The 23136-nt window shown below is 58.9% G+C and carries 24 protein-coding genes; 10 read left to right on the top strand and 14 right to left on the bottom strand.

Annotation, left to right across the window (positions count from 1 at the left end):
• Positions 1-168: 168 nt before the first annotated feature.
• The 3 genes from JM93_RS04010 to JM93_RS04000 all read left to right on the top strand — a co-directional run bounded on the left by JM93_RS04010 (position 169) and on the right by JM93_RS04000 (position 2480).
• Positions 169-945 carry a substrate-binding periplasmic protein gene (locus JM93_RS04010; protein WP_145340743.1) on the top strand — a complete coding sequence of 259 codons (777 nt, stop codon included), beginning with the start codon at positions 169-171 and terminating at the stop codon, positions 943-945.
• 80 nt (positions 946-1025) lie between these two features.
• Complete coding sequence (locus JM93_RS04005; RefSeq protein ID WP_145341054.1) at positions 1026-1535, top strand: YcgN family cysteine cluster protein; 510 nt, start codon at positions 1026-1028, stop codon at positions 1533-1535.
• 138 nt (positions 1536-1673) lie between these two features.
• Positions 1674-2480 (top strand): amino acid ABC transporter substrate-binding protein, encoded by an 807-nt coding sequence (locus tag JM93_RS04000; RefSeq protein WP_145340742.1) that lies wholly within the window; start codon positions 1674-1676, stop codon positions 2478-2480.
• Between the two features lie 123 nt (positions 2481-2603).
• Here the strand turns inward: JM93_RS04000 and JM93_RS03995 are convergent, their stop codons facing one another.
• From JM93_RS03995 to JM93_RS03945, 11 genes are all read right to left on the bottom strand, one after another.
• Entirely contained in the window at positions 2604-3119 is a 516-nt protein-coding gene (locus JM93_RS03995; protein ID WP_145340741.1) for an Hcp family type VI secretion system effector, read from the bottom strand.
• Positions 3120-3605: 486 nt separating this feature from the next.
• Positions 3606-4346, bottom strand: coding sequence for an SDR family NAD(P)-dependent oxidoreductase (locus tag JM93_RS03990; RefSeq protein WP_145340740.1), 741 nt, complete (start codon positions 4344-4346; stop codon positions 3606-3608).
• 12 nt (positions 4347-4358) lie between these two features.
• Positions 4359-5831, bottom strand: a complete 1473-nt coding sequence (purF, locus tag JM93_RS03985; protein ID WP_145340739.1) for an amidophosphoribosyltransferase — start codon at positions 5829-5831, stop codon at positions 4359-4361.
• A 125-nt stretch (positions 5832-5956) separates the two neighbouring features.
• Entirely contained in the window at positions 5957-6568 is a 612-nt protein-coding gene (locus JM93_RS03980; RefSeq protein ID WP_145340738.1) for a CvpA family protein, read from the bottom strand.
• A gap of 63 nt (positions 6569-6631) precedes the next feature.
• Entirely contained in the window at positions 6632-8026 is a 1395-nt protein-coding gene (radA, locus tag JM93_RS03975) for a DNA repair protein RadA (protein ID WP_145340737.1), read from the bottom strand.
• Positions 8027-8035: 9 nt separating this feature from the next.
• On the bottom strand, positions 8036-9169 hold the full coding sequence (alr, locus tag JM93_RS03970) for an alanine racemase (RefSeq protein ID WP_145340736.1): 1134 nt from the start codon (positions 9167-9169) through the stop codon (positions 8036-8038).
• A 62-nt stretch (positions 9170-9231) separates the two neighbouring features.
• Positions 9232-10716: a replicative DNA helicase gene (locus JM93_RS03965; RefSeq protein ID WP_145340735.1), complete on the bottom strand. Its 1485-nt coding sequence runs from the start codon at positions 10714-10716 to the stop codon at positions 9232-9234.
• A gap of 361 nt (positions 10717-11077) precedes the next feature.
• Positions 11078-11668 (bottom strand): 50S ribosomal protein L9, encoded by a 591-nt coding sequence (gene rplI, locus JM93_RS03960; RefSeq protein ID WP_145340734.1) that lies wholly within the window; start codon positions 11666-11668, stop codon positions 11078-11080.
• Positions 11669-11780: 112 nt separating this feature from the next.
• On the bottom strand, positions 11781-12029 hold the full coding sequence (rpsR, locus tag JM93_RS03955; RefSeq protein WP_145340733.1) for a 30S ribosomal protein S18: 249 nt from the start codon (positions 12027-12029) through the stop codon (positions 11781-11783).
• A gap of 6 nt (positions 12030-12035) precedes the next feature.
• Positions 12036-12473, bottom strand: a complete 438-nt coding sequence (gene rpsF, locus JM93_RS03950; RefSeq protein WP_145340732.1) for a 30S ribosomal protein S6 — start codon at positions 12471-12473, stop codon at positions 12036-12038.
• 355 nt (positions 12474-12828) lie between these two features.
• A complete protein-coding gene (locus JM93_RS03945) occupies positions 12829-13563 on the bottom strand; it encodes an MOSC domain-containing protein (RefSeq protein WP_145340731.1) in 735 nt (244 codons plus the stop codon).
• 209 nt (positions 13564-13772) lie between these two features.
• Between JM93_RS03945 and fabD the strand changes: the two genes are divergently transcribed.
• The 7 genes from fabD (at position 13773) to gmk (ending at position 20283) form a co-directional block, all read left to right on the top strand.
• Positions 13773-14717: an ACP S-malonyltransferase gene (gene fabD / locus JM93_RS03940; RefSeq protein ID WP_145340730.1), complete on the top strand. Its 945-nt coding sequence runs from the start codon at positions 13773-13775 to the stop codon at positions 14715-14717.
• 52 nt (positions 14718-14769) lie between these two features.
• Positions 14770-15507, top strand: a complete 738-nt coding sequence (fabG, locus tag JM93_RS03935; protein WP_145340729.1) for a 3-oxoacyl-[acyl-carrier-protein] reductase — start codon at positions 14770-14772, stop codon at positions 15505-15507.
• A gap of 247 nt (positions 15508-15754) precedes the next feature.
• Entirely contained in the window at positions 15755-15991 is a 237-nt protein-coding gene (locus tag JM93_RS03930; protein WP_145340728.1) for an acyl carrier protein, read from the top strand.
• A gap of 69 nt (positions 15992-16060) precedes the next feature.
• Positions 16061-17326, top strand: a complete 1266-nt coding sequence (gene fabF / locus JM93_RS03925) for a beta-ketoacyl-ACP synthase II (RefSeq protein ID WP_145340727.1) — start codon at positions 16061-16063, stop codon at positions 17324-17326.
• 129 nt (positions 17327-17455) lie between these two features.
• On the top strand, positions 17456-18592 hold the full coding sequence (gene mltG, locus JM93_RS03920) for an endolytic transglycosylase MltG (protein ID WP_145340726.1): 1137 nt from the start codon (positions 17456-17458) through the stop codon (positions 18590-18592).
• 98 nt (positions 18593-18690) lie between these two features.
• Positions 18691-19584 (top strand): YicC/YloC family endoribonuclease, encoded by an 894-nt coding sequence (locus JM93_RS03915; protein ID WP_145340725.1) that lies wholly within the window; start codon positions 18691-18693, stop codon positions 19582-19584.
• Positions 19585-19587: 3 nt separating this feature from the next.
• Positions 19588-20283 (top strand): guanylate kinase, encoded by a 696-nt coding sequence (gmk, locus tag JM93_RS03910; RefSeq protein WP_145340724.1) that lies wholly within the window; start codon positions 19588-19590, stop codon positions 20281-20283.
• Here the strand turns inward: gmk and rsmA are convergent.
• Genes rsmA through JM93_RS03895 form a run of 3 tightly spaced genes read right to left on the bottom strand, consistent with a single transcriptional unit; the run spans position 20280 to position 23071 of the window.
• On the bottom strand, positions 20280-21125 hold the full coding sequence (gene rsmA, locus JM93_RS03905) for a 16S rRNA (adenine(1518)-N(6)/adenine(1519)-N(6))-dimethyltransferase RsmA (RefSeq protein WP_145340723.1): 846 nt from the start codon (positions 21123-21125) through the stop codon (positions 20280-20282). The two genes, gmk and rsmA, sit on opposite strands and share 4 nt — an antisense overlap.
• Positions 21125-22144: a 4-hydroxythreonine-4-phosphate dehydrogenase PdxA gene (gene pdxA, locus JM93_RS03900; protein WP_145340722.1), complete on the bottom strand. Its 1020-nt coding sequence runs from the start codon at positions 22142-22144 to the stop codon at positions 21125-21127. The genes rsmA and pdxA overlap by 1 nt, the downstream gene beginning before the upstream one ends.
• A gap of 6 nt (positions 22145-22150) precedes the next feature.
• Complete coding sequence (locus JM93_RS03895; protein WP_145340721.1) at positions 22151-23071, bottom strand: SurA N-terminal domain-containing protein; 921 nt, start codon at positions 23069-23071, stop codon at positions 22151-22153.
• Positions 23072-23136 lie beyond the last annotated feature (65 nt).

The raw sequence follows: 23136 nt of genomic DNA, 5'->3' as shown, positions 1-23136 counted from the left end.
GCCAAAACATCTGCGTTTTCAACCAATGCCACAGCTGCGTTCCCAAATCGCTAAGAGTTTCCGAAGTGTTTTCGAAAGGCGTGGATTTCCAGTTTTTCCTTTAGGGAAAGTTTTAGGCCAAGTGAATAAATTTGAGCAAATTTTTATTGGTGTCAGGGCGATTTTGTCATGCGGTCGGGTTGGTATGTTCCGCGCGCTTTTGCTGCGCTTGCTATTTTGGTCGCGGCGTTTGGGGTGAGCGGCGCCGGCAAGGACGCCCGCGCCTCCAGTGGACCGCTGCTGATTGCCTATGACGTAGAATTTAGGCCATTAACCTTTCAAAACGGTCTTGGTGCGGCGGATGGCCTTTATATTCACATCCTGAAAGGCGCGCTTGACGCGGGTGGGATCTCCTACCGGCTGGTGCCGATGCCGTGGAAACGGATCGTCTCGGAAACCGATGCGGCGGCGGTGGATGTGTCCTTGCCCTGGCGCCATCAGCCTGAACGCTTTGAAAAATATCACATGGTCGGCCCCATCAGCGAGAGCGGCATGCCGGCGCGGCTGTGGCAGAAGACCGGCGCCGGGCTTCGCTGGGACACGTATGAGGATCTGTCGGGCATGAAGGTTGGTGTGAGGGCGGGCTTCACCTATGCCCCCGATTTTCAAGAGGCGGACAATTTCGAGCGCGTCCGCACGTTTTCGAACGAAGTCATGATCCGCATGCTGATCAACAAGCGCTTTGACATCGCGATCAGCGACGAGATCACCCTGCGCATGGCGGCCAGGGATCTTGGACTTGAAGCAGAAATCGAACCGGTTGACGGGCCGCCCGTCGATTTCACGCTCCGGTATTTCGTGGTGCCGAAATCCAAGCCCAAGATTGCCGGGCAGTTGCAGTCTCTGCTGGACGCCTTCAAGCAAACCGGGCGCTACCGCCAGATCATTGCTCAGTATTTTGATTGAGGCCGGGCGATGCCCCGGCCGCAGTTGCCGCTTGTTGCCGGGCGCTGGAGATGCTACCCGGCGCCGTGACGTCCGAATTGATGCCCACAGAAGGCCAAACACCTTTGTCCAGCAAAGCTTCCCCCTCAGATCCGCGCCCGTTTTGGCAGCGCAAATCCCTGGCCGAGATGACCGGGGCGGAGTGGGAATCCCTGTGTGACGGCTGCGCCCGCTGCTGTTTGAACAAGCTGGAGGACTGGGACACGGGCGTTGTTGTGTGGACCGATGTCGCCTGCACCTTGCTGGATGGCGAGACCTGCAGGTGTACCGACTATGAAAACCGCGCCGCGACGGTGCCGGATTGCATTCAGCTGACACCCGAGGAGGTGCCAAAGCTCGGCTGGCTGCCGCCGACTTGCGCTTACCGACTGATAGAGGAGGGCGCCGATCTTTACTGGTGGCATCCGCTTGTCTCGGGCGATCCGCAGACCGTTCACCAGGCGGGCGTGTCTGTGACCCGGCGCACGGTCAGTGAAGACGGCATGGACCTGGAAGACTATGAGGACCATGTGGTCAGCTGGCCCGCCGAGGTGCCGCCACAAGCGCGCTGAGAGCCCTCGGCCTGCCTTCGGCTGCCGGCAAGCCGGTTCCGGGCCGGTGGTGTTTGCCCTTTACATAACGGAAAGCTTCTCGTAACCCAAACGGGCTATAGTCAAGGTTGCGCACAGTTCATTGGGATGTTTGACGCAATGAAGTCCTGGCTGTTTGTTTGCTTTTTGTTGGCCGCGGTGTGCTCGACGCGGGCGGAGGCGGATGACTCCTTCAGCCTCAAGATTCCGGACAACAATTTGACCGTCTACGTGTCCAATCTCCTCGGCACCGCTCTGGCCCGGACCGGACACACGGTCGAGATCGACCTTCTGGATCCTTCCATACCCATGCCCCGTCAGATGGTGATGTTGGATCTCGGCAAGGACATTGACCTTTTCTGGCGCGGCGAAGACGAGATGCTGAAGCGCCGCTTTCTGGAGGTTCCCGTGGATCTGACGGAAGGCTTGAAGGGCGTTCGCGTGCTGTTCGTGCGTCCGGGCGACGAAGAACGCTATGCCGATGTCGGGACCCTTGACGAGTTTCGCAACAAGAAAACGGTCGGCGTTTTCGGCCAGGACTGGAACGATATTGGTGTGTGGTCCGAGAACGGCCTGCCCTACGAGGAATGGCGCGGCCGCTGGAACCCGGACATCTTCCACCAGCTCGCTGCCGGGCGGACCGGTGTCGACTATTTTTCGCGCGGCATTATGGAAATCGCCGTGGAGGCACCGCAGTTTCCCGATCTTGCGGTCGAACGGCATCTGGCATTGGTCTATGAAAACGACTTCCGGCTTTACGTTTCGCGCAACAACCCGGAGCTTCACGCGCTGTTGACGGACGCGCTCCAGGTCGTTGAGGCGGACGGCACCTTGTCGCGCATGCTGCGCGAGGCATTTCCGGAGGTTTATGACGAAAAGGCGCTGAATTTGGCCGGACGGCGGATCATTCAGCTGCAAATGCCTTAGCCGGCCAACACACTTGGCCCTGACAGGTTTTGGCTGACATCAAAAAGCCGTCCCCGGGGCATGGGGACGGCTTTTCTGCCGGAGGTCTTAAGGGCGGGCCCCCGGCAGAAGGGGGAGATCCGGTTATGATGTAACCGGAGCGCGCCAGTCGTCGGAACCGGATGTGCCGGCTTTTTCGTGGGTCCACTCGGCTTTGCGGTAGCTGAAGAACCACTGGTCGAGATCGCCGCGGGAGGCGTTTTTGTCGTCGTTGACGTCCGGCAGCATGTGCTTGCCTTCAACCAGAACCGCGTCGGTGTACTTGACGGTGAAGTAGTGCTCCTGCTGGCCTGCGGTCGAGGTGCGCCAGAAAGCGACTTCGATTTCCAGGTTTTCGCCGGTTGCCAGAGCCTGCCACAGCAGCGGGGAGGCCTTGTCGAGCGGCTTGATGAAAGAGCTCGGCTGGTGGCGGCGCGTGCCGATGGCGGTGCCGGAGTTCGGGTCACGCGGGACGATTGCGTTCATTTCAAAGTTGTAGACCAGGCACTCGTCTTCATGGCCTTCCTGCCAGGAGTTGCCGATGCTGTCCGCGGTTGTTGCGTCCTTGCTGATGTCGCCCTGTGTTGCGCCTGAGATTTTAGCGTATGCAACATTTGCCATTTTGCAGTCTCCTCTAAGATGTGTCGAGCGGTCTGCGCTCTGATGTCCGTCGTCTTCAGGTTTGAATTCCGTCAGCGGCGTTGCTGATGCCACCTACTTTGCACGGGGCGTGCCAGTTTTGGCATTGGTGATAAAAGACGTATGAAAACAATGGGATAGCCGTCGTTCGAAGGGGGTGCGTCCGCAAGGAGCTGTGCAGAAACCTGCACAGTGCGCTGAAAGCCGCGCAAAACCCTGCGCAGTGGCCGTGTGACAGGGATCACAGTTTGACGAAACCGGTGCCCGGCCAGAAGCTGCGCAGGCCCGCCAGGGGCTGTCAGACCCCGGAGATCTCCCATGTGCAGGCGCTTCACGCGGCGGATTTCGGATCGTTCCACCGGGCACGCGCAGCTTTTTGGCGCCGCCTCGGCCATCAAAAAACCCCTTGCGCAAAACCGCACAAGGGGTCTTTCGAAGAGTCCGTTGGCTTCGCGCACGGCGTTGATGTCAGCCGTTGAGCAAATCCAATGTATCGTCGGACAAACGGTCATACAGACAGCCGGTGCGCATGTACTGGGCTGACACGAGGTTTACCAAAGCCGGTGCCACGTCTTCCGGTGTTGCCAGTGTAGAGGGATCTTCGCCGGGCATCGCCTTGGCGCGCAGACCCGTGCGGACCGGGCCCGGATCTGCCAGGTTGACATTGAGCGCCGCCTTTTCCGTTTCAGCGGCATATGTGCGGACCAAAGCTTCCAATGCTGCCTTCGTGGTGGACTGAATGCCCCAAAAGGGTGTGCAACTATGGGCCTGCGCCGCAGTCAGGAACAGAGCACGGCCGGCATCCGACTGCCGCAGCAGGGCATCCATTGACCGCATTAACCGCCAATTTGCCGTCACATTGGTCGCAAGGGCCTCATCGAAGGTTTTCACCTTGATATGGCCAATAGGAGACAGCGTGCCGAGCATGGCCGCATTGCCGATCAAAACGTCAAGCTTTTTCCAGCGCTTGTAAATCGCGGCGCCAAGGCGGTCCAGGGCGCCGAAGTCTTTCAAGTCGACGGGCACAAGCGTTGCGCTTTCCCCACCGGCCTGCTGGATCTCGTCATCAAGCTCTTCAAGTCCCCCGACCGTGCGCGCCAGAGCGATCACGTGGGCGCCTCTTGCGCCGAGATTTTTGGCAAGTTGATAACCGATACCGCGCGAGGCGCCGGTGACCAGCGCGACGCGGCCTTCAAAGTCTTTTTGCATGAGCTGGACCTGTTATTGCACTTCCACCAGCCGGGGAGGCTGCGCCATGTCGTGATCTTCGGACAGATCGGTGAGCGGCGTCGGATAGTCTCCGGTAAAGCAGTGGTCGGTGAATTGCGGCGCGGCGTTGTTGCGCCCCTCATAGCCCATGGCCCGGTAGATGCCGTCGATGGACAGGAAGGCGAGGCTGTCGGCGCCGATATAGTTCTTCATCTCGTCGAGATTGTATTTTGCAGCCAGAAGCTTTTCGCGGACCGGCGTATCGATGCCGTAGTAGTCCGAATGCTTGATCGGCGGGCTGGACAGGCGGAAATGAACTTCACGCGCACCGGCTTCCCGGATCATCTGGACAATCTTGACCGAAGTCGTGCCGCGCACAAGGCTGTCATCGATCAGCACGACCCGCTTGCCCTCGATCTGGGACCGGTTCGCCGAGTGTTTCAGCTTTACGCCAAGCGTGCGGATCGCTTGCGTCGGCTCGATGAAGGTTCGGCCGACATAGTGGTTGCGGATGATGCCAAGCTCGAACGGAATGCCACTTTCCTGGCTGTAACCGATCGCTGCCGGGACGCCGCTGTCCGGCACGGGAACGACCACATCCGCTTCAATATGGGCTTCGCGCGCCAGTTCACATCCGAAGTTCTTGCGCACGTCATAGACTGACCGGCCATTGAGGACGGAATCGGGCCGTGAAAAGTAGACGTACTCGAAGATGTCCGGACGGGCAGGGCGCTTGCCGAACGGGAAGTGGCTCTCAATGCCGCCCGGGGTACAGACGATAACTTCGCCATTTTCAACTTCGCGGATGAATGTTGCCCCGATGATATCGAGCGCACACGTCTCCGAAGCCAGAACAGGCGCGCCGTTCAAATCGCCCAGGACCAAGGGCCGGATGCCGAGCGGGTCGCGCGCGCCGATCAGTTTCTTGGCCGTGAGGGCCACGAGGGCATAAGCGCCTTCCATCTGGGTGATAGCGTCAATGAAGCGGTCGACAATTTTCTTCTCCCGCGAGCGGGCCAGAAGCTGCAGAACCACTTCCGAATCCGAGGTGGACTGGCAGATCGCGCCATCCATGATCAGCTGCTTGCGCAGGGTCATGGCGTTGGTGAAGTGGCCGTTGTGGCAGATGGCGATGCCGCCGCCTTCCAGTTCGGCGAACAATGGTTGGACATTGCGCAGGATCGGCTCGCCGCTGGTTGAATAGCGCACATGCCCGATCGCCGCACGGCCGCTCAGCCGGTTGATGGTTTCGGCGTTTGAGAAGTGATCGCCCACCAGGCCGAGATGGCGTTCTGCACGAAACTGATCCCGATCGAATGTCACAATCCCGGCTGCTTCCTGGCCGCGGTGCTGCAGGGCATGCAGGCCGAGCGCGGTCAGCGCACTGGCATCTTCGTGCCCCAAAATGCCGAAAACGCCGCACTCCTCGTGCAAGCGGTCTTCTTCAAGATCGAGTGGTTCCATAAGCGCGGTCCCGCCTGTCATGGCGAACTCCTTGTGCTGACTTTTGCCGGCATCTGCCGAACACTGCGCCGGCTTATCGCATGACGCGGTGCTTTTCCAGTAAATCTGGTCGTTAAAAAGGCAGGGAATTCCCTGCCTGATCCTGTTCAGTTGCCGCCATTGGTCAACTGATCGAGCCCTTGGCGCTCCGTTGCGCTGTAATTCGGCTCTTCACCCGGCGCGGCATTTGTGTCCTGCTCCTGGCCCACGCCCCTCAGGCGGTCCATGATTTCCTCTTCCGGGTCTTCGGGAAGCATCGACACGAGCCGCTCGCCAATCGAGATGAGCACTGGCCGCGACTTTGCCTCAAGCACCCAGTTCGGCTGTTGTTGCGGCTGAACGAACCAATTGAAGAACATCATCGCCACAACGACCAGCAAGAGACCGCGCACCGCACCGAAGACGAAGCCGAGGGTCCGGTCGAGCGCACCGATCCGGCTGTCCAGAACGAAGTCTGAAATTCGCATCGTAATATAGCTGACCACAAGCAGCGTGACCAGAAAAACGGCGGCAACCGATACGCCGAGCGCGACAAGGTCGTGATTTATGTATTGCTTGGCGTAGGGCAGCACGCGCTCATAAAGAAAGAACGCTGCGGCTGCGGCGGCAACCCAGGACGCAATGGACAAAACTTCCCGCACAAAGCCGCGGATCATCGCCAAAACTGCTGAAATGAGCATGATGACGAGGAGAATACCGTCGAGCAGAGTGATCGGCATGGTCCTGTTCAGTCCTTTTTCCGTGTCGAAGCCGCCAAGGCCTCTTTTAAGCGTTAACCTGACCTAGGAGGCCTTCTGTGCACCAGCGCTCGCTGAGAGTTTGGCGACGAAATCCCCAAGTTCCGGCAGTCCGGTGACGCGCAGGCCGCCAGAGGCACCGTCTTTCAAGTTCCCGTCAGGGCAGTAGGCCTGATCGAACCCGAGTTTTTGTGCTTCCTTCAGCCGCGATTGCGCCTGGGCGACCGGACGGATCGCCCCTGACAAACTGACCTCGCCGAAATAGACGCAATTGGCGGGCAGGGCAAGCCCGCTCAGGGAAGAGACCAGAGCGGCTGCAACCGCCAGATCCGCGCCTGGTTCGGCGATCTTTAGTCCGCCTGCAACATTCAGATAAACATCATGCTGGGAGAACCGGACGCCGCAGCGCGCTTCCAGCACCGCGAGGATCATGGACAGGCGGGCGTTGTCCCAGCCGATCACCGCCCGGCGCGGCGTTCCCAAAGACGACTGCGCCACCAAAGCCTGGATTTCGATGAGCAGCGGCCGGGAGCCCTCAAGACCTGCAAACACTGCAGATCCAGGCGCATTGGAGGTCCGGTCACCGAGAAACAGGGCAGACGGATTGGCAACTTCCGAAAGGCCTTTTCCGGTCATTTCGAACACGCCGATTTCATCGGTTGCCCCGAAGCGGTTCTTAACTGACCGGAGAATGCGGTACTGGTGCGCCCCATCGCCCTCGAAGTACAGTACGGCATCCACCATGTGTTCGACGACGCGCGGACCGGCAATCTGGCCGTCTTTGGTGACATGGCCGACGAGCACCAGCGTGGTGCCGTGTTTCTTCGCATAGCGGACCATGGCCTGGGCCGAGGCGCGCACCTGGGTAACCGTTCCCGGTGGCGAATCGGCCTGTTCGGTCCAAAGGGTCTGTATGGAATCCAAGATGACCAGGGCAGGGGGCGGGCCGGCCTCCAGGGTGGCCAGTATATCTTCCACACTGGTTTCTGCTGCCAATGCAACTGGAGACGCGGCAAGCCCAAGCCGTTCGGCCCGAAGCCGTACCTGTCCGACAGCTTCCTCTCCCGAGATATAAACTGTCTTGTGGCCAAGGTTTGCCAGGGCGGAGGCAGCCTGAATGAGCAGGGTGGATTTGCCGATGCCCGGATCTCCTCCAACCAGTAGTGCAGAACCGCGCACAAACCCGCCACCGGTCACACGGTCCAGCTCAGCCAGACCGCTTAGAATACGCGGTGCTTCTTTCGTGTCGCCGGTCAGGCCAACCAGCGGAATGACCCTGCCTTTCGAGCGCGGCGCTTTGCCGGGCCCGCCGCCGACACCTCCTGCGGTCTGTTCCTCCACAATTGAGTTCCATTCGCCGCAGGATTCGCAACGGCCCTGCCATTTGGCGGTGACCGCTCCGCAGGATTGGCAGACAAATTGTGTGGAACGTCGGGCCAAGGACTTGTCCTAGAGATTGAGAGGGCCATAGCGGCGGTGAAAGCGCCTACCAAGGCTCGTGAGATATTCGTAATCAATGGTCTCGGCATAAGCCGCAAGGTCGGCCGCCGCAACATTCGGCCCCATCATTTCCACAAAGGCGCCACGCCGGACGAGATGTTCGGGGATATCCGTGACATCCAAGGTGATCATGTCCATGGAGATACGCCCGAGGAGAGGGGCCTTGTGACCTTCGATCATGGCGTACCCGCCCGGCCGGTCATCCGAAGATCCTGCACGGCGCAACATGCCGTCTGCATACCCGGCCGCGACCACTGCGTTTCGCAGTGGGCGGGTGGCAGTCTGTTTGGCGCCGTAGCCGATCGTGTCGCCTTCCGGTACACTGCGGACGATCATGATCCGCGCTTCAACCTTGGCCACCGGTTGCATCGGATTGGGTTCGGTTTCGATCGCCTGCCCGCCAAAAAGCGATATGCCGGGTCTCACCAGATCAAAATGGAATTCGGGGCCCATCAACACGCCGGCCGAATTTGCAAGTGAGCGCGGAATGCCGGCAAACGGCGCCGTGACGTGTGCAAACAGCTCCCGCTGACGCCGGTTCATCGGATGAGCGGGGTCCGAGCCGCACGCCAGGTGAGACATAAGAAGGCTCGGCGTAAACGGACCTGTGATATCAGGGTCGTTGAGGGCGGCTTCGAATTCTTCCCGCGACAAACCCAGACGGTGGATGCCGGTGTCCAAATGGACGGCCGCCTTGAAGGAGCGTCCCGCGGTCTTGCAGAACGCCGCCCATTCCTGAACCTCCGGATAAGAGCCAAGCACCGGGCGGATATCGTTTTCGGCCAGAATGGGCGCGGTTCCGGGAAAAAGGCCATCAAGGGCGTAAATCGTGGCGCCGGGGAGTGATGTCCGCAAGGCCACTGCTTCTGTGGGCACGGCCACGAAAAATGTCCGGCAGCCTTCGGCGAAGAGACGCTTGGCTGTGTGGTCCAAGCCTGTGCCATAGGCATCTGCCTTCACGGTCGCGGCGCATTCGCCGGTGCCGCCAAGCCTGTCCCGAAGCAGTCGCCAGTTTCCGGCAATTGCATCAAGGTCGATGGTTAGCCGCCCGCCAAAAAGGCTATCCGAATCCCCGCTTTGCATATCTGGACTATGTCGAAGCAGCAAACAGTACGCAAACGGTCATTGCAGCCGCGTCCCGTGGCCTATTCCATGCGCTCTGGCAGGTAGTCGTCCTGTGCGAGATCCGAGAACCGGGTAAACTCGCCCTGGAAGTGCAGGTTCGCGGTCCCGGTCGGCCCGTGACGCTGCTTGGCGATGATTACCTCCGCCTTGCCCTTGACCCGCTCAAGTTTGTCCTTCCAGACCTCGTGCTCCGGCGTGCCTTCTTCCGGCTCCGTTTTGCCGAGGTAGTATTCATCGCGGTACACGAACAGGATCACGTCCGCATCCTGCTCGATCGAGCCTGATTCACGCAAGTCCGACATCATCGGCCGCTTGTCGTCCCGCGATTCAACCTGACGAGAGAGCTGGGACAAGGCGATGATCGGCACGTTGAGTTCTTTCGCAAGCGCTTTGAGGCCGGTCGTGATTTCCGTGATTTCCTGCACGCGGTTGCCGCTGTTTTTCGAAGACCCGGTGAGCAGCTGGATATAGTCAACGATCAGAAGGTCGAGGCCGCGTTGGCGCTTCAGACGCCGCGCCCGGGCGACGAGTGAGGCGATGGAAATACCGCCGGTCTGGTCCACATGCAGCGGAACCGATTGCATGGTCTGGGCACAGGCTGCCAGTTTCTCGAATTCCGCTTCTGATATGTCGCCGCGCCGGATTTTTGACGACGAGATCTCGGCTTGTTCGGAAATGATACGGGTGGCGAGCTGCTCCGCCGACATTTCCAGTGAGAAAAACCCAACAACACCGCCATTGACGGTCTTGATCGAGCCGTCCGGCTGTTCTTCGGCCTGATAATTCTGTGCGATGTTGTAGGCGATGTTCGTGGCCAGCGAGGTCTTTCCCATAGCCGGGCGTCCGGCAAGGACGATCAGGTCAGATGCCTGCAAGCCGCCCATCAGACGGTCGAGATCCATCAGTCCGGTGGAAATGCCGGACAAAGCGCCTTCGCGGTTCCAGGCGGCATGGGCCATCTCGATTGTTTCGGTCAGCGCGTCTCCGAAGGAGACAAAGCCGCCCTCGCTGCGGCCGGTTTCGGCAAGCTCAAACAGCCGCCGTTCGGCGTCGTCGATCTGCTGGTTGGGCGGCACGTCGATCGGTGCATCAAAGGCGATGTTGACCATGTCTTCGCCGATGCGGATCAAGTTTCTGCGGACCGCGAGATCATAGATTGTGCGGCCATAATCTTCTGCGTTGATCACCGACGCGGCATCCGCAGCCAGTCTCAACAAGAACTGTGTGGCGGAGAGATCGGCAATTTTCGCGTCTGCAGGATAAAACGTCTTGAGTGTGATCGGAGAGGCGGTTTTGCCCGCACGGATCAGATGTCCGATTTTCTCGTAGATGTCCTGGTGAGGCGGGACGAAGAAATGGTGAGGCTCCAGAAAGTCCGAAACACGGTAGTAGGTCTCGTTGTTCACGAGAATTGCGCCCAGCAGCTGGCGCTCCGCTTCCGCATTATGTGGTGCAAGCCGTTGCTCCACAGCTTCGGTCTCTACAGTTTGCAATTTGCCCTGCATTTCGTCCCCCGGTCACCCCTTGTCTATTTGGAATACAGCCAAGGCGGCGGAGGCTTCAAGGGAACAAAATGGGCATTTTCGATTCCCCCTGAAAGGTTAAGATCAACGGGGAAAGAATCGGTTTTGCCTTGACCTGTTCGCCAAAACAAGACTCAGCGTGACCTACGTATTTTTTCAAAATCTTGTGGAATTATACGGACTTGTATGCATTGAAGCATGGCTGCCATGCAGTCTGTGAAGAGTTTCAAAAGGTTAACGGCCTAGGTTTTTCAAACTCTTGGATCATACCGGTATTTGATTGCTGGCAAACAAAAACGGCGCCCCGCAGGACGCCGTTTCAAGGTCTTGAAAGCAGAAGTTATCAGGCTTCTTCTTCAGCTGCTGCCTCGTCAGAGACTTCGGCGTCGTCGCCGTCTGCAGTTTCTTCCTCGTCGTCTTCCTCGAATTCGAAGACGTCCATTTCCGGAGTGGTGAGGTCTTCACCAGCTGCCTGACGAACAGCTTCGTCTTCGGAGCGCGCGACGTTGACGGAGACGGTGACTTCGACTTCGGGGTGCAGCGCGATCACAACCGAATGCAGACCAATGGTCTTGATCGGGTTGCGAAGGTCGACCTGCCCGCGCGTGACTGTGAAGCCTGCTTCGGTAAGGCCGTCTGCGATGTCGCGAGTCGATACTGAACCGTAAAGCTGACCAGTTTCGCCGGCGGACCGGATCATGATCAGGTTTTCGCCGTCAAGCTTGGATGCAACAGCCTCAGCTTCGGTCTTGCGCTCAAGGTTACGGGCTTCAAGCTGAGCACGCTCACGCTCGAACCGCTCCAGATTTGTCTTGTTTGCACGGAGTGCCTTGCCCTGAGGCAGAAGGAAGTTGCGTGCATACCCGTCGCGGACGCGCACGGTGTCGCCCATCTGGCCAAGCTTGGCGATACGCTCAAGAAGGATGATTTCCATATCATTTCTCCTAACTGTCCCGCCGTTTCATATCGTTCTGGCGGTTAGAGGCCGGTTTTCCCGCGGCCCCAGTTCGGGTGCCCGGAGCTAGCTCCGGGCAGCGCCATCAGGCTTAGCTGATCACGAAAGGCAAAAGGCCGAGCAGGCGGGCGCGTTTGATTGCGCGGGCCAGTTCACGCTGTTTCTTTGCAGAAACGGCGGTGATGCGGCTCGGGACGATCTTGCCGCGCTCAGAGATGTAGCGCTGCAGGAGACGGATGTCCTTGTAGTCGATCTTCGGCGCGTTGGCACCAGAGAACGGGCAGGTTTTCCGGCGGCGGAAGAACGGACGGCGGCTCGGAAGCTGTGCGATATCTACCATTTTGTCTTACTCCGCTTCTGCACGGCGCGGTGCGCGGTCACCGCGATCACCACGGTCGCCGCGATCGCCACGGCCAGCACCTGGTTTGTCACCACGGCCACCGCCGCGGCGGTCGTCACGGTCACGCTTTTGCATCATCGCAGACGGCTCTTCTTCATGCGCGTCGACCTTGAAGGTCATGAAGCGCAGAACGTCTTCGCTGAGGCCCATCTGACGTTCCATTTCGGCAACCGCTGCATGCGGGGCCTCGATGTTGATCAAGGTGTAGTGCGCCTTGCGGTTTTTCTTGATGCGGTATGCGAGCGAACGCAAACCCCAGTTTTCAACTTTGCCGAATGTACCGCCGCCATTTTCGATGACGCCTTTGTACTGCTCGACGAGCTGCTCGACCTGCTGTGCAGAAATGTCCTGGCGCGCCAGGAACACGTGCTCATAAAGAGGCATGGGCTATAAGGCCTTTCCTAGGTTTCATAATCGGGACCTGGCGCAAAGCCTCCTCGTGACCTCCGGAAAGGAACGAGAATTCTAACGAGAGCGGAGACACGGGAAGACGAGCTCTTTATTCAAGGTCTCTGGCTTTTGAGAAAAAGCCCTTCCGTTCAGCCCCCAGCCGGGGTCCCGGACGAAATGCGGCTTATACACGGGTTTGGGCCGAATGCAAGAGCCCTGCCATCTGATTTCGGCCGTTGCTTCAAAGTCGTGGAAAGGCTTTTTTGAAAAGGCGCCCTACGGACGCGTTCAAACCCATGCGGCGCGGGGCCGGTCCACATTGGTGTTCCGTTCGGATGGCTCTGTTGCCCTAGAGCCCGAATTTTCGTCGGCTGTTGGCTGCGTTTCCGCCAGGCTTGGCCGACGTGTCAACCGCTTGTCCAACCTCAATTTTTCCGGGGATCAAAACCGAGGCGTAAACACCGAAGTGGACGTCTTCGCCGTTTGAGATCGCTTTCAGAATGCCGGGATTGGAGGGCAGGTCATGTTGTTTTGCGGTGACCATCACACAGCGCTCTGTCGGATGGGTGATTTTCAGGCGTGTCGAGCCGATGGTCAGGACGCGTCCCAAAAGGTCTTCTGCGGTCATGTGGCCTGGCGTGTCCAGGATGACATTGGCGCGAAACCTGCGGGGGTCGGCGTCAGAGCCGGGGTTGAGAGACTGTAATTTCTCAAGGTCGGATGACAGTATGATATGGACAGCGCCGTCATCGAAATGTGGTGTGTCCATTTCTCGGGTGACCGTCACGTCTTGGGCAAGAAAGTCTGACAGAAGGCGTGTCAGCTCAGGGGATCCCACTGGTGCCTTCCGGCCATCCGGCAGTTTTATGAACGTGGTGCCGTCCCGCGACGCCGCCTGCATCGAGAGAAGGTTGTCGATCCGTTGAAACGTGTTGGTGGATTTGCCGCTGCCAAGCTTTCCCCGTGTATCGGTTATCGCATAGATGCGATCGCCGGAGATCCCCCGTTCGTCGACCATCGTTTCCTGCACCGGCTCTCCAAGCAGGGATTTCACTGGGTAGCGCCAGATCGATTGAATTTTCATTCTTGCGGTTCTGAGCTGCGCAAAACGCCCAATCCCCGCAAAACTTCGGCCTTCGCTCTTGACACTTTGCCCCCGTCCGTTTCATAGCCTGCCGCCAACACTGGCAGGGCTTTGCCAAAAAACCGGCCAGAAACGCTCTTCTTTGTAGCAAAGGCGCGCGGCAAAACAATACAGGCCCGCTCGCGCTACCAATTCGGAGTCTATTTCATATGGCCACCGCATTCACCTTTCCTGGACAGGGCAGTCAGGCTGTTGGCATGGGTAAGGAATTGGCAGATGCCTTTCCCGAGGCAAAGGCTGTGTTTGATGAGGTCGACGATGCTCTTGACCAGAAATTGTCCGCAATCATGTGGAACGGACCTGATGCTGAGCTGACTCTGACCGCCAATGCCCAACCGGCGCTCATGGCGGTGAGTCTGGCAACAATGCGTGTGCTCGAGGCCAAAGGCTTGGACCTGAGCGCGTCTGCCTCTTTCGTGGCGGGCCATTCGCTCGGCGAATATTCTGCACTTGCAGCTGCGGGATCGCTGGATGTCGCGACAGCGGCGCGCCTGTTGCGGGTGCGCGGAAACGCCATGCAAACAGCCGTTCCGGTCGGTCAGGGCGGTATGGCAGCGCTGCTTGGCCTTGAATTCGATCAGGTCAGGGAAGTGGCGGCCGAAGCAGCACAGGGCGAGGTTTGTGAAGCGGCCAATGACAACGCACCTGGTCAGGTGGTGGTGTCTGGTCACCTGGCCGCTGTCGAGCGCGCGGTCGAAATCGCCAAGGCGCGGGGCGCCCGCCGGGCAGTGATGCTGCCGGTCAGTGCTCCATTTCATTGCTCTTTGATGTCACCGGCTGCCGACGCCATGGCCAGTGCGCTTGCCGACGTTGCCATCAAGGCGCCAGCCGTGCCATTGGTTGCCAACGTGTTGGCCGGCCCGACATCTGATCCGGGCGATATCAGCCGCAGGCTGGTTGAGCAGGTAACTGGCACCGTGCGTTGGCGCGAGAGTGTGACCTGGCTTGCCGAAAACGGAGTTGGAACATTTGTTGAGGTGGGGGCCGGCAAAGTTCTGACCGGAATGGTCAAACGCATTGCCAAGGAAGCCAAAGGCATTGCCGTGAATACGCCTCAGGACATTGATGGCTTGATCGAGGCGCTCAACGCCTGATCTCGTTGGCCGTTGAGATTTAAAAACGATAATCCAGCGAAAGGAAGTTGCCATGTTCACTCTTGAGGGCAAGACCGCACTCATCACCGGCGCCACCGGCGGGATCGGCGAGGCGATCGCACGAGCGCTGCACGCGCAAGGGGCAACAGTCACCCTGTCGGGAACGCGGGCGGAAAAGCTGGAAGCGCTCGCCGAAGACCTCAAGGACCGCGCGCATGTTGCTGCTTGCAACCTCTCCGATCGGGCTGCGGTCGATGCGCTGCTGCCGGCGGCCGAGGATGCGATGGGGTCGGTGGATATTCTGGTCAACAATGCCGGTATCACCCGCGACAACATCTTCATGCGCATGAAGGATGATGAGTGGGATCAGGTAATCGAGGTCAATCTAACCTCCGGTTTCCGCCTGTGCCGCGCTGCCATCAAGGGCATGATGAAACGCCGTTACGGCCGGATCGTGGGCATCACATCAGTGGTCGGCGTCACCGGAAATCCGGGCCAGGTGAACTATGCGGCGGCAAAGGCCGGCATGATCGGCATGTACAAATCACTGGCCCGTGAGGTTGCCAGCCGGAATATCACGGTCAACACAGTTGCTCCCGGTTTCATCGAAACCGCCATGACCGATGCGCTGAACGAGAAGCAGAAAGAATCGATTTTGGGCAGCGTTCCGGCGGGCCGATTGGGCACTGCGGGCGAGATCGCTGCCGCAACTACTTATCTTGCCAGCACCGAAGCCGCTTACGTGACAGGGCAAACCCTGCATGTAAATGGTGGTATGGCAATGATTTAAAAGGGAAATTCGCCAAGTTGGCAAACAGAATCCGAGCTGTTTTTCAGCAGCCTGGAGCGGCTGGTAAAGGTCAACAAAGTGTGTTACCTACCCGCCGATTGTTCCGATGGGAAGGGTGTGTGCCCAAGTCTGGGTAGCGCCGACCAGAACGTGAAAGACAACCGCGATAAAGTGGCATGTGTCCGGTAATCGGAGACGTGGCGGTTCGCGAAGATAATTGAAGTTTGAAAACCCAAGGAAGTGAAAAATGAGTGATATCGCGGATCGAGTTAAGAAGATCGTCGTAGAGCACCTCGGCGTTGACGCCGAAAAGGTCAGCGAAGGCGCTAGCTTCATTGACGATCTGGGGGCCGACAGTCTCGACACCGTTGAACTCGTCATGGCTTTCGAAGAAGAATTCGGCGTAGAAATTCCGGACGACGCGGCAGAAACCATCTTGACCGTTGGTGATGCTGTGAAGTTCCTTGAAAAGAACGCCGGTTAATCTCCGGTCCATTGTCTAATTACGGTTGAGCGGGGGTCCCCCCGCTCAACCCGAAACAAGTGCGGGTACATGAGGCGAGTTGTCGTTACTGGATTGGGCACGGTGTCTCCGCTTGGCGGAAATGTCGATGTCTCTTGGAAACGTATTCTGGAAGGCAAGAGCGGAGCCAACAAGGTCTCCGGCTTCAAGGCTGACGACCTGGCGTGCCAGATCGCGGCCCAAATCCCGCGGGACCCTGCCGACGAGGGCGCTTTCAATCCAGATGACTGGATGGATGTCAAAGAACAGCGCAAAGTCGACGATTTTATCATTTATGCCGTTGCGGCTGCCGATCAGGCGATGGCCGATTCTGGCTGGAAACCGGAAAGCTATGAAGATCAGACCCGCTCGGGTGTGCTGATTGGGTCAGGCATTGGCGGTCTTCAGGGGATCGAGCAGGCAGCGCATATCCTCGAAGAAAAAGGTCCGCGCCGGATTAGCCCGTTCTTCATCCCGGGCCGGCTGATCAATCTGGCAGGCGGGTACGTTTCGATTCGCCATGGCCTCAAAGGACCGAACCACGCTGTCGTGACTGCCTGTTCCACAGGCGCCCACGCGATAGGCGACGCATCGCGGCTGATTGCCTATGGCGACGCCGACGTGATGGTTGCCGGCGGCACCGAGTCGCCGATTGGCCGTCTGGCATTGGCCGGTTTCGCCGCCTGCCGGGCGTTGTCCACTGCATTTAACGATGCTCCTGAAAAGGCTTCACGCCCCTACGACAAAGACCGCGACGGGTTTGTCATGGGCGAGGGCGCCGGTGTTGTGGTGCTTGAGGAATACGAGCACGCGAAAGCCCGGGGTGCAAAAATCTATGCGGAAGTGATCGGCTATGGCCTGTCCGGGGATGCCTACCACATCACCGCGCCATCTTCCGATGGCGATGGCGCGTACCGGTGCATGGATGCTGCCCTTAAGCGTGCAGGGCTTGGGGCATCGGATGTTGATTACGTCAACGCGCATGGCACCTCGACCCCGCTCGGCGACGAGATTGAGCTTGGCGCGGTAACCCGGCTGGCCGGAAATGCAGCGCACAAACTGACGATGTCGTCGACCAAGTCGTCAACGGGGCATCTTCTGGGCGCGGCTGGCGCTTTGGAAGCCATTTTCTCCGTGCTGGCTATCCGCGACGGAATTGCGCCGCCGACAATCAATCTGGACAATCCATCGGTCGAGACCGAAATTGATCTTGTGGCCCATACTGCGAAGAAAATGAACATTGACGTTGCACTGTCGAATTCCTTCGGGTTCGGCGGCACCAATGCATCACTGGTCTTCCGCAAAGTTGCCGCATAGCCGTGTAAGTAACGTTCCAGCGTCGCAGCGGCAGTGAGCTGCTGCGCTCTTTGTAAAACTCTTGGCCGCGTTGTTCCTAAAGTCGCTGCGCCTTTGAGCCAATAGCTTTGCATCTGGAGGTGCATTGGAATGGGCATTAAGCCGAAAAGCCCGCGTGAAGCGCTTCAACCGGAGCCGGCTCCGGGGCCGCCGCCGCGCTCGCGCCACGTGCGCAATCCCTTCGTCATTCTCACCAATATGGCGATTTCACTTGCCGTGTTCGCGTTGCTTGCGGTCGGTGCCGCGTTGTACTTCGGCAAGCAGACCTTCGACCAGCCGGGTCCGCTGACCGAAGACAAGACGGTCGTCATCTCTTCAGGCTCCGGTCTGTCCGGGATAACGGACCGTTTGGCGGCTGCTGAAGTCATCGGCGATGGTTTGATCAACGAGTGGGTCTTCAATCTGGGTGTCCGGTTCTACAAGAACGAAACCAAGTTGAAGGCCGGGGAATACGCGTTCAAGGCCGGCGTTTCGATGGATGAGGTCATGCGCGATCTCGTCGAAGGCAACGCTGTCACGCATTCGGTGACGATCCCCGAAGGATGGACCACTGCACAGGTTCTGGAACGGGTTCGCGAGCATCCGGTTCTGGTCGGCGAGATTACCGAGATCCCGGCGGAAGGTGCACTCCTACCGCAGACCTACACGTTCACACGCGGAACGACGCGCCAGGGTGTCATTGACGACATGAAAGAGGCGCAGAGCAAACTGCTTGCCGAAATCTGGGACCGGCGTGTCGACGATCTGCCGATTGAAACACCGGAGGAGCTCGTGATTCTGGCGTCGATCGTTGAAAAGGAAACCGCCAAGGCAGATGAGCGTCCGCGCGTCGCCGGCGTCTTCGTGAACCGTTTGGACCGGGGCATGCGTCTTCAGTCAGACCCGACAATTCTGTACGGCTTGTTCGGCGGGGAAGCGTGGCTGAAGGACCGCTCGGCGATCACGCAATCTCAGCTTCAGGCCGAAAACGACTACAACACCTACCAGATCGATGCGCTGCCTCCTGGCCCGATCGGAAACCCGGGACAGGCTGCCATGGAAGCGGTTGCCAACCCGTCACGGACAAGAGATCTGTTCTTTGTTGCCGATGGAACTGGTGGGCATGTGTTTGCCGAGACCTATGAGCAGCATCAGGCAAATGTCCGCAAATGGCGCCAGATAGAACGCGAACGCCGGGCCGCTGAACAGGAACGGTCTACTTCCGGAGACTCCGTTCAATCAAATTGACGAAACAAGGATCTGGCGGGACACTTCCCGCCAGACGTCTTTTATGGGGCGCGTGTGAAGACACCGGTCCTCCGCGGGCGAACGAGGGGCAGAAAAACATGGCGCTTGCCAGCATGACGGGGTTCTCCCGTGTTCAAAGCGAGTTGGGGCCGATCCGCTGGACATGGGAGCTGAGATCGGTCAACGGAAAGTCGCTCGACATTAGGATCCGCATCCCCAACGGACTGGAAACGATTGAGGCAAAAATCCGCGAGCGCTGCGCAAAGGTCTTAAGGCGGGGCAACGTGTCCGTCGGCTTGTCCATGCAGCGTGATCTGGGCGATGCCGAACTTACGATCAACGAAGCGGCCCTGGAATCCGTGCTTGCGGCGATCGAACTTGTCAAACAGCGTGTGCCAGGTGTTGCGGAGCCGACCGTGGACGGGATCCTGAGCCAAAAGGGCGTGTTCGAGTTGAAAGAAGCGGAAGACGATGAAGACGCAAAAGCGGCTCTTCACGCCAGCCTGCTGACCACCCTGGATGCCGCCTTGCTCGACCTGGTCGACATGCGGCACACCGAGGGCAGGAACATCGGAGCGGTTGTCCGGGCACAGATCGACAAGATTTCGGACCTGACCGGGGCTGCAGAAGCATCGCCTGCGCGCCAGCCCGAAGCAATCAAGGCGCGGTTGAGGGAACAGCTGGCACTTTTGATGGATGGGACAGACGGTCAGCTGGACCCGCAGCGGCTTCACCAGGAGGCGGTCTTGCTGGCGACCCGGGCGGATATCCGGGAGGAGCTTGACCGGCTGGATGCACATGTCAAGGCGGCGCGGGAGCTGATCGATACGGGTGGGGCGGTCGGCAGGCGGCTGGATTTCCTGGCCCAGGAATTCAACCGCGAGACCAATACGCTGTGTTCGAAATCCAACGATGTTGATCTCACCGCGATCGGGCTTGACCTGAAGGCGGTCATTGATCAAATGCGCGAGCAAATTCAGAATTTGGAGTGAAAGATGAGCACCGAGAAACTTGGCACGCGCGTCAGTGCGGATGATGCTGAAGCGCAGCGCCGTGGCCTCATGCTGGTGCTGTCCTCGCCATCGGGCGCCGGGAAGTCAACCATTGCCCGTCTGCTTCTGGAACAGGAAGACAATCTCGAACTCTCGATCTCCGTAACGACCCGTCCGCGCCGTACAAGTGAAATCGACGGGGTTCACTATCACTTCATTGACAAGAAGCGCTTCGAGCAGATGCGCGACCATGATGAGCTGCTGGAATCGGCGGAGGTACACGGCAATTACTACGCCACACCGCGTGGTCCGGTGGAAGATGCGATCGAAAACGGACGCGACATTCTGTTTGACATCGATATCCAGGGCACGTTCCAGCTTTATGAGAAAATGCGCGAAGACGTGGTCTCCATCTTCATTCTGCCGCCGTCGATTGCGGAGATGAAGTCCCGTCTGAACCGCCGCGCTGAAGACACTGAAGACGTTATCCTAAAGCGCCTTGAAACCGCAGTTGGCGAAATGCGGCATTGGTCCGAGTATGATTATGTCGTGGTCAATGATGATCTCGACCGTGCGTTCCAGAGCGTCAAGGCCATATTGCGCGCCGAACGGCATAAGCAATTCCGCTCGCCTGCGATAGGGCCGCTGATCGACGGTATGGTCCTCGACCTTGAAGACGCGTTGAAAGCGAAGGGCTAGGCCGAAGCTGAATACGCGTTGGCGAGGCGGACAAAACCCTCAACGTCGATTTCTTCCGCACGGGCTGTCGCCGGGATTATGGCGGCCTCCAGAACGCCTTCTGTGTCCCCGCCAAGCGCTTTCAGGCTCGAGCGCAACATCTTGCGGCGCTGCCCAAAGGCGGCGGCGGTTACCTTCTCCAGCATTTTGAGATCACACGGCAAGGGCCCTGCGCGCGGGGTCACATGCACGACCGTCGAGGTGACCTTGGGCGGCGGCGTGAAAGCTTTTGGGCTGAGGTCGAATGCCATTGATGCATGGGTCCGCCACCCGGCCAGCACGCCGAGCCTGCCATAGGCTTTGTCGCCTTGCCGGGCAACGATGCGGCTGCCGACTTCCTTTTGGAACATAAGCGTGAGCGACTGCCAAAATGGCGGCCATTGCGGCACCGATATCCAATTCAGAAGCAGTTGAGTGCCGACATTGTAGGGCAGGTTGGCCGCAATCTTGACCGGTTCTCCGCCAGTCACAGCGACCGGATCGATGTCAAGCGCGTCGCCCTCTATGATATCGAGGCGTCCGGGATAGTGGGCCTGGATATCGGTAAGGGCAGCAAGGCATCTCGTGTCTTTCTCGATTGCCACAACGTTTTTCGCCCCATTGGCCAGCAAAGCACGCGTCAATCCACCCGGCCCGGGGCCAATTTCGAGCACGGTAACCTGTGAAAGGTCGCCGGCCGTCCTGGCGATCCGGGATGTCAGGTTCAGGTCGAGTAAAAAGTTCTGGCCGAGAGATTTTTTGGCCTCCAGCCCATGTTGGGCGATGACTTCTCTCAAGGGCGGCAGATCGTCGATCTGGGCCATTAGAACTTGCCCGGGTTGGACAGGACGCCCGCCATTCTGAGCGCAGCAGCAAAGCTGTCCAGCCGGGCCTTGCCGGTGCCTGCAATGTCGTAGGCCGTCCCGTGATCTGGTGATGTGCGCACGAAGGGCAGGCCAAGCGTCACATTCACGCTGTCGTCAAACCCTATGGTTTTTGCCGGGACCAGCACCTGATCATGATACATGCCCAGCACACAATCAAAGGTCTTGCGTGCTTGAGGGTGGAACAACGTGTCTGCCGGCAGGGGGCCGCGGGCATCAATGCCTTCGTCACGCAGTTTTGCGACTGCGGGCGCGATCACATCCCTGTCCTCGGTTCCGATCTTGCCATCTTCGCCTGCATGCGGGTTGAGCCCGGCTAAAACCAGGCGCGGCTCGGCAATCCCGAAGCGAGATTTCAGGTCGGCGGCGGCAATGCGGGCCGTGTCGAGGATCAGTTTCTCGGTCAGGTTTGAGGGCACATCCTTGAGCGGAATATGGATCGTCACCGGAACAACCATCAGTTCGGGACCGGCAATCATCATAACCGGCCGGGCGATGGTATCAGGCCAGTGCGTTTCCGCCAGCGCACCGAGATACTCCGTATGGCCCGGATGATCGAAACCCGCATCGTAAAGGGCGGCTTTGTTGATCGGGTTGGTCACAACGGCGCTCGCCGCGCCTCTGGCAACATCTTCGACCGCTTGCTCGATCGACTGAAGTACCGCGCGTGCGGTCGATGCCTGTTCCTCGCCGGGGCGGTCCTCGATCGGATCCCCGGTCAGAACGACGGGAAGCGCAGTCTTGAAAACGCTGCGTGCATCTTCGGGATTGCAGGCCTGTACAGGGATTTCAAGGCCCATGCGCTCGGCGCGTCGGCTTAAAAAGCCGGGGTCTGAGCGGATATAAAATGGTGGAAGCGCGAGATCCTTGCGTTGCAGCCAGGCCATCAAGGTAATGTCCGGTCCAATACCGGCCGGTTCGCCGCATGTGACCACAAGCGGCTTCTTGCCTGAAATCATCTAGAATTACCGTTCAACAATCGTTGCCGTGCGGCGAAGGGTCATCAGGTAGCGGCGGGACATTTGCTCGCCTTCCTTGGCGCGCAGATTGTTTTCAATTTCGGTCCGGGCCGCCATGTCCGACGCGATTTCTCGTTTGCCGCATAGGGCAAGCATTTCGTATCCGCGCTCGGTTTGCTCAGGTTTCGTCAAATTGCCCGGCTCTAATTTCGCCAGCGCCTCGCGCATGACACCGGGCAGTTCGGTTTCAAGACGGCGTCCAACCGGACGCATAACGACTTCCTTGTACTGGCCAAGCACAGCTCCTGCCGCCTCGCAGCTGTTGAAGTTGGCCCGGATCGCGTTGCTGTCCCGAAGCCGCTGATTGCGGAAGCTGTTGGATGAACTTTTCGGGACAACAACAATCACCTGACGCAGATCATACTCAACGCTGGTGTTTTTGTCTTCGTCTTCCATCTCGCGCAGGGCTGCAATGATGTCGTTTTCATTGACATCGACTTGTGCCTGGAACCGCCGCCGCACCGTTTGAGACCAGGCGAGTTGGGCCTTCAGGCGGTCCCGCAGTGTTTGCGGATTGACCCCGTTCTGGCGTAGGGCCTTGGAGAGGTTGGCGGGTGTCAGTTTGACGCCGCGTGCAATATTCGCGAACGCGTTGTTCACCTCCGCGTCGGATACGGATACACCAATCCGTTCCGCTTCGGCCAGCTGCAAGGCCTCGTCTATCAATTCCTGCTCGGCCTCCCGGCGGGATACAGCATTTGATTTGCGCTGCGTGAGGCGGATCAGCTTCGCCCGCTGGGAAATATCGAAGGACGTAATCGCCTTGTCATTGACGATCACTTCGATGGCGCCCTGGGCCGATGTCTCGGCCGGAAGGGCCATCAAGCAAAAGATACCAAGAGCAAGGGTCGCGATCTTTGTGCGCATGTAAATCCGTCCGGCCGTCCTATCGCAATTAAAAGGTCCGCTCATGGCAAACCTGTGCAGTTGGT

Origin of the sequence: Roseibium hamelinense (assembly GCF_007830545.1) — a bacterium.
GTDB classification, from domain to species: Bacteria; Pseudomonadota; Alphaproteobacteria; order Rhizobiales; family Stappiaceae; genus Roseibium; species Roseibium hamelinense.
The sequence above is the reverse complement of the archived record's forward strand: the minus strand, read 5'-3'. Positions and strand labels throughout refer to the sequence as shown.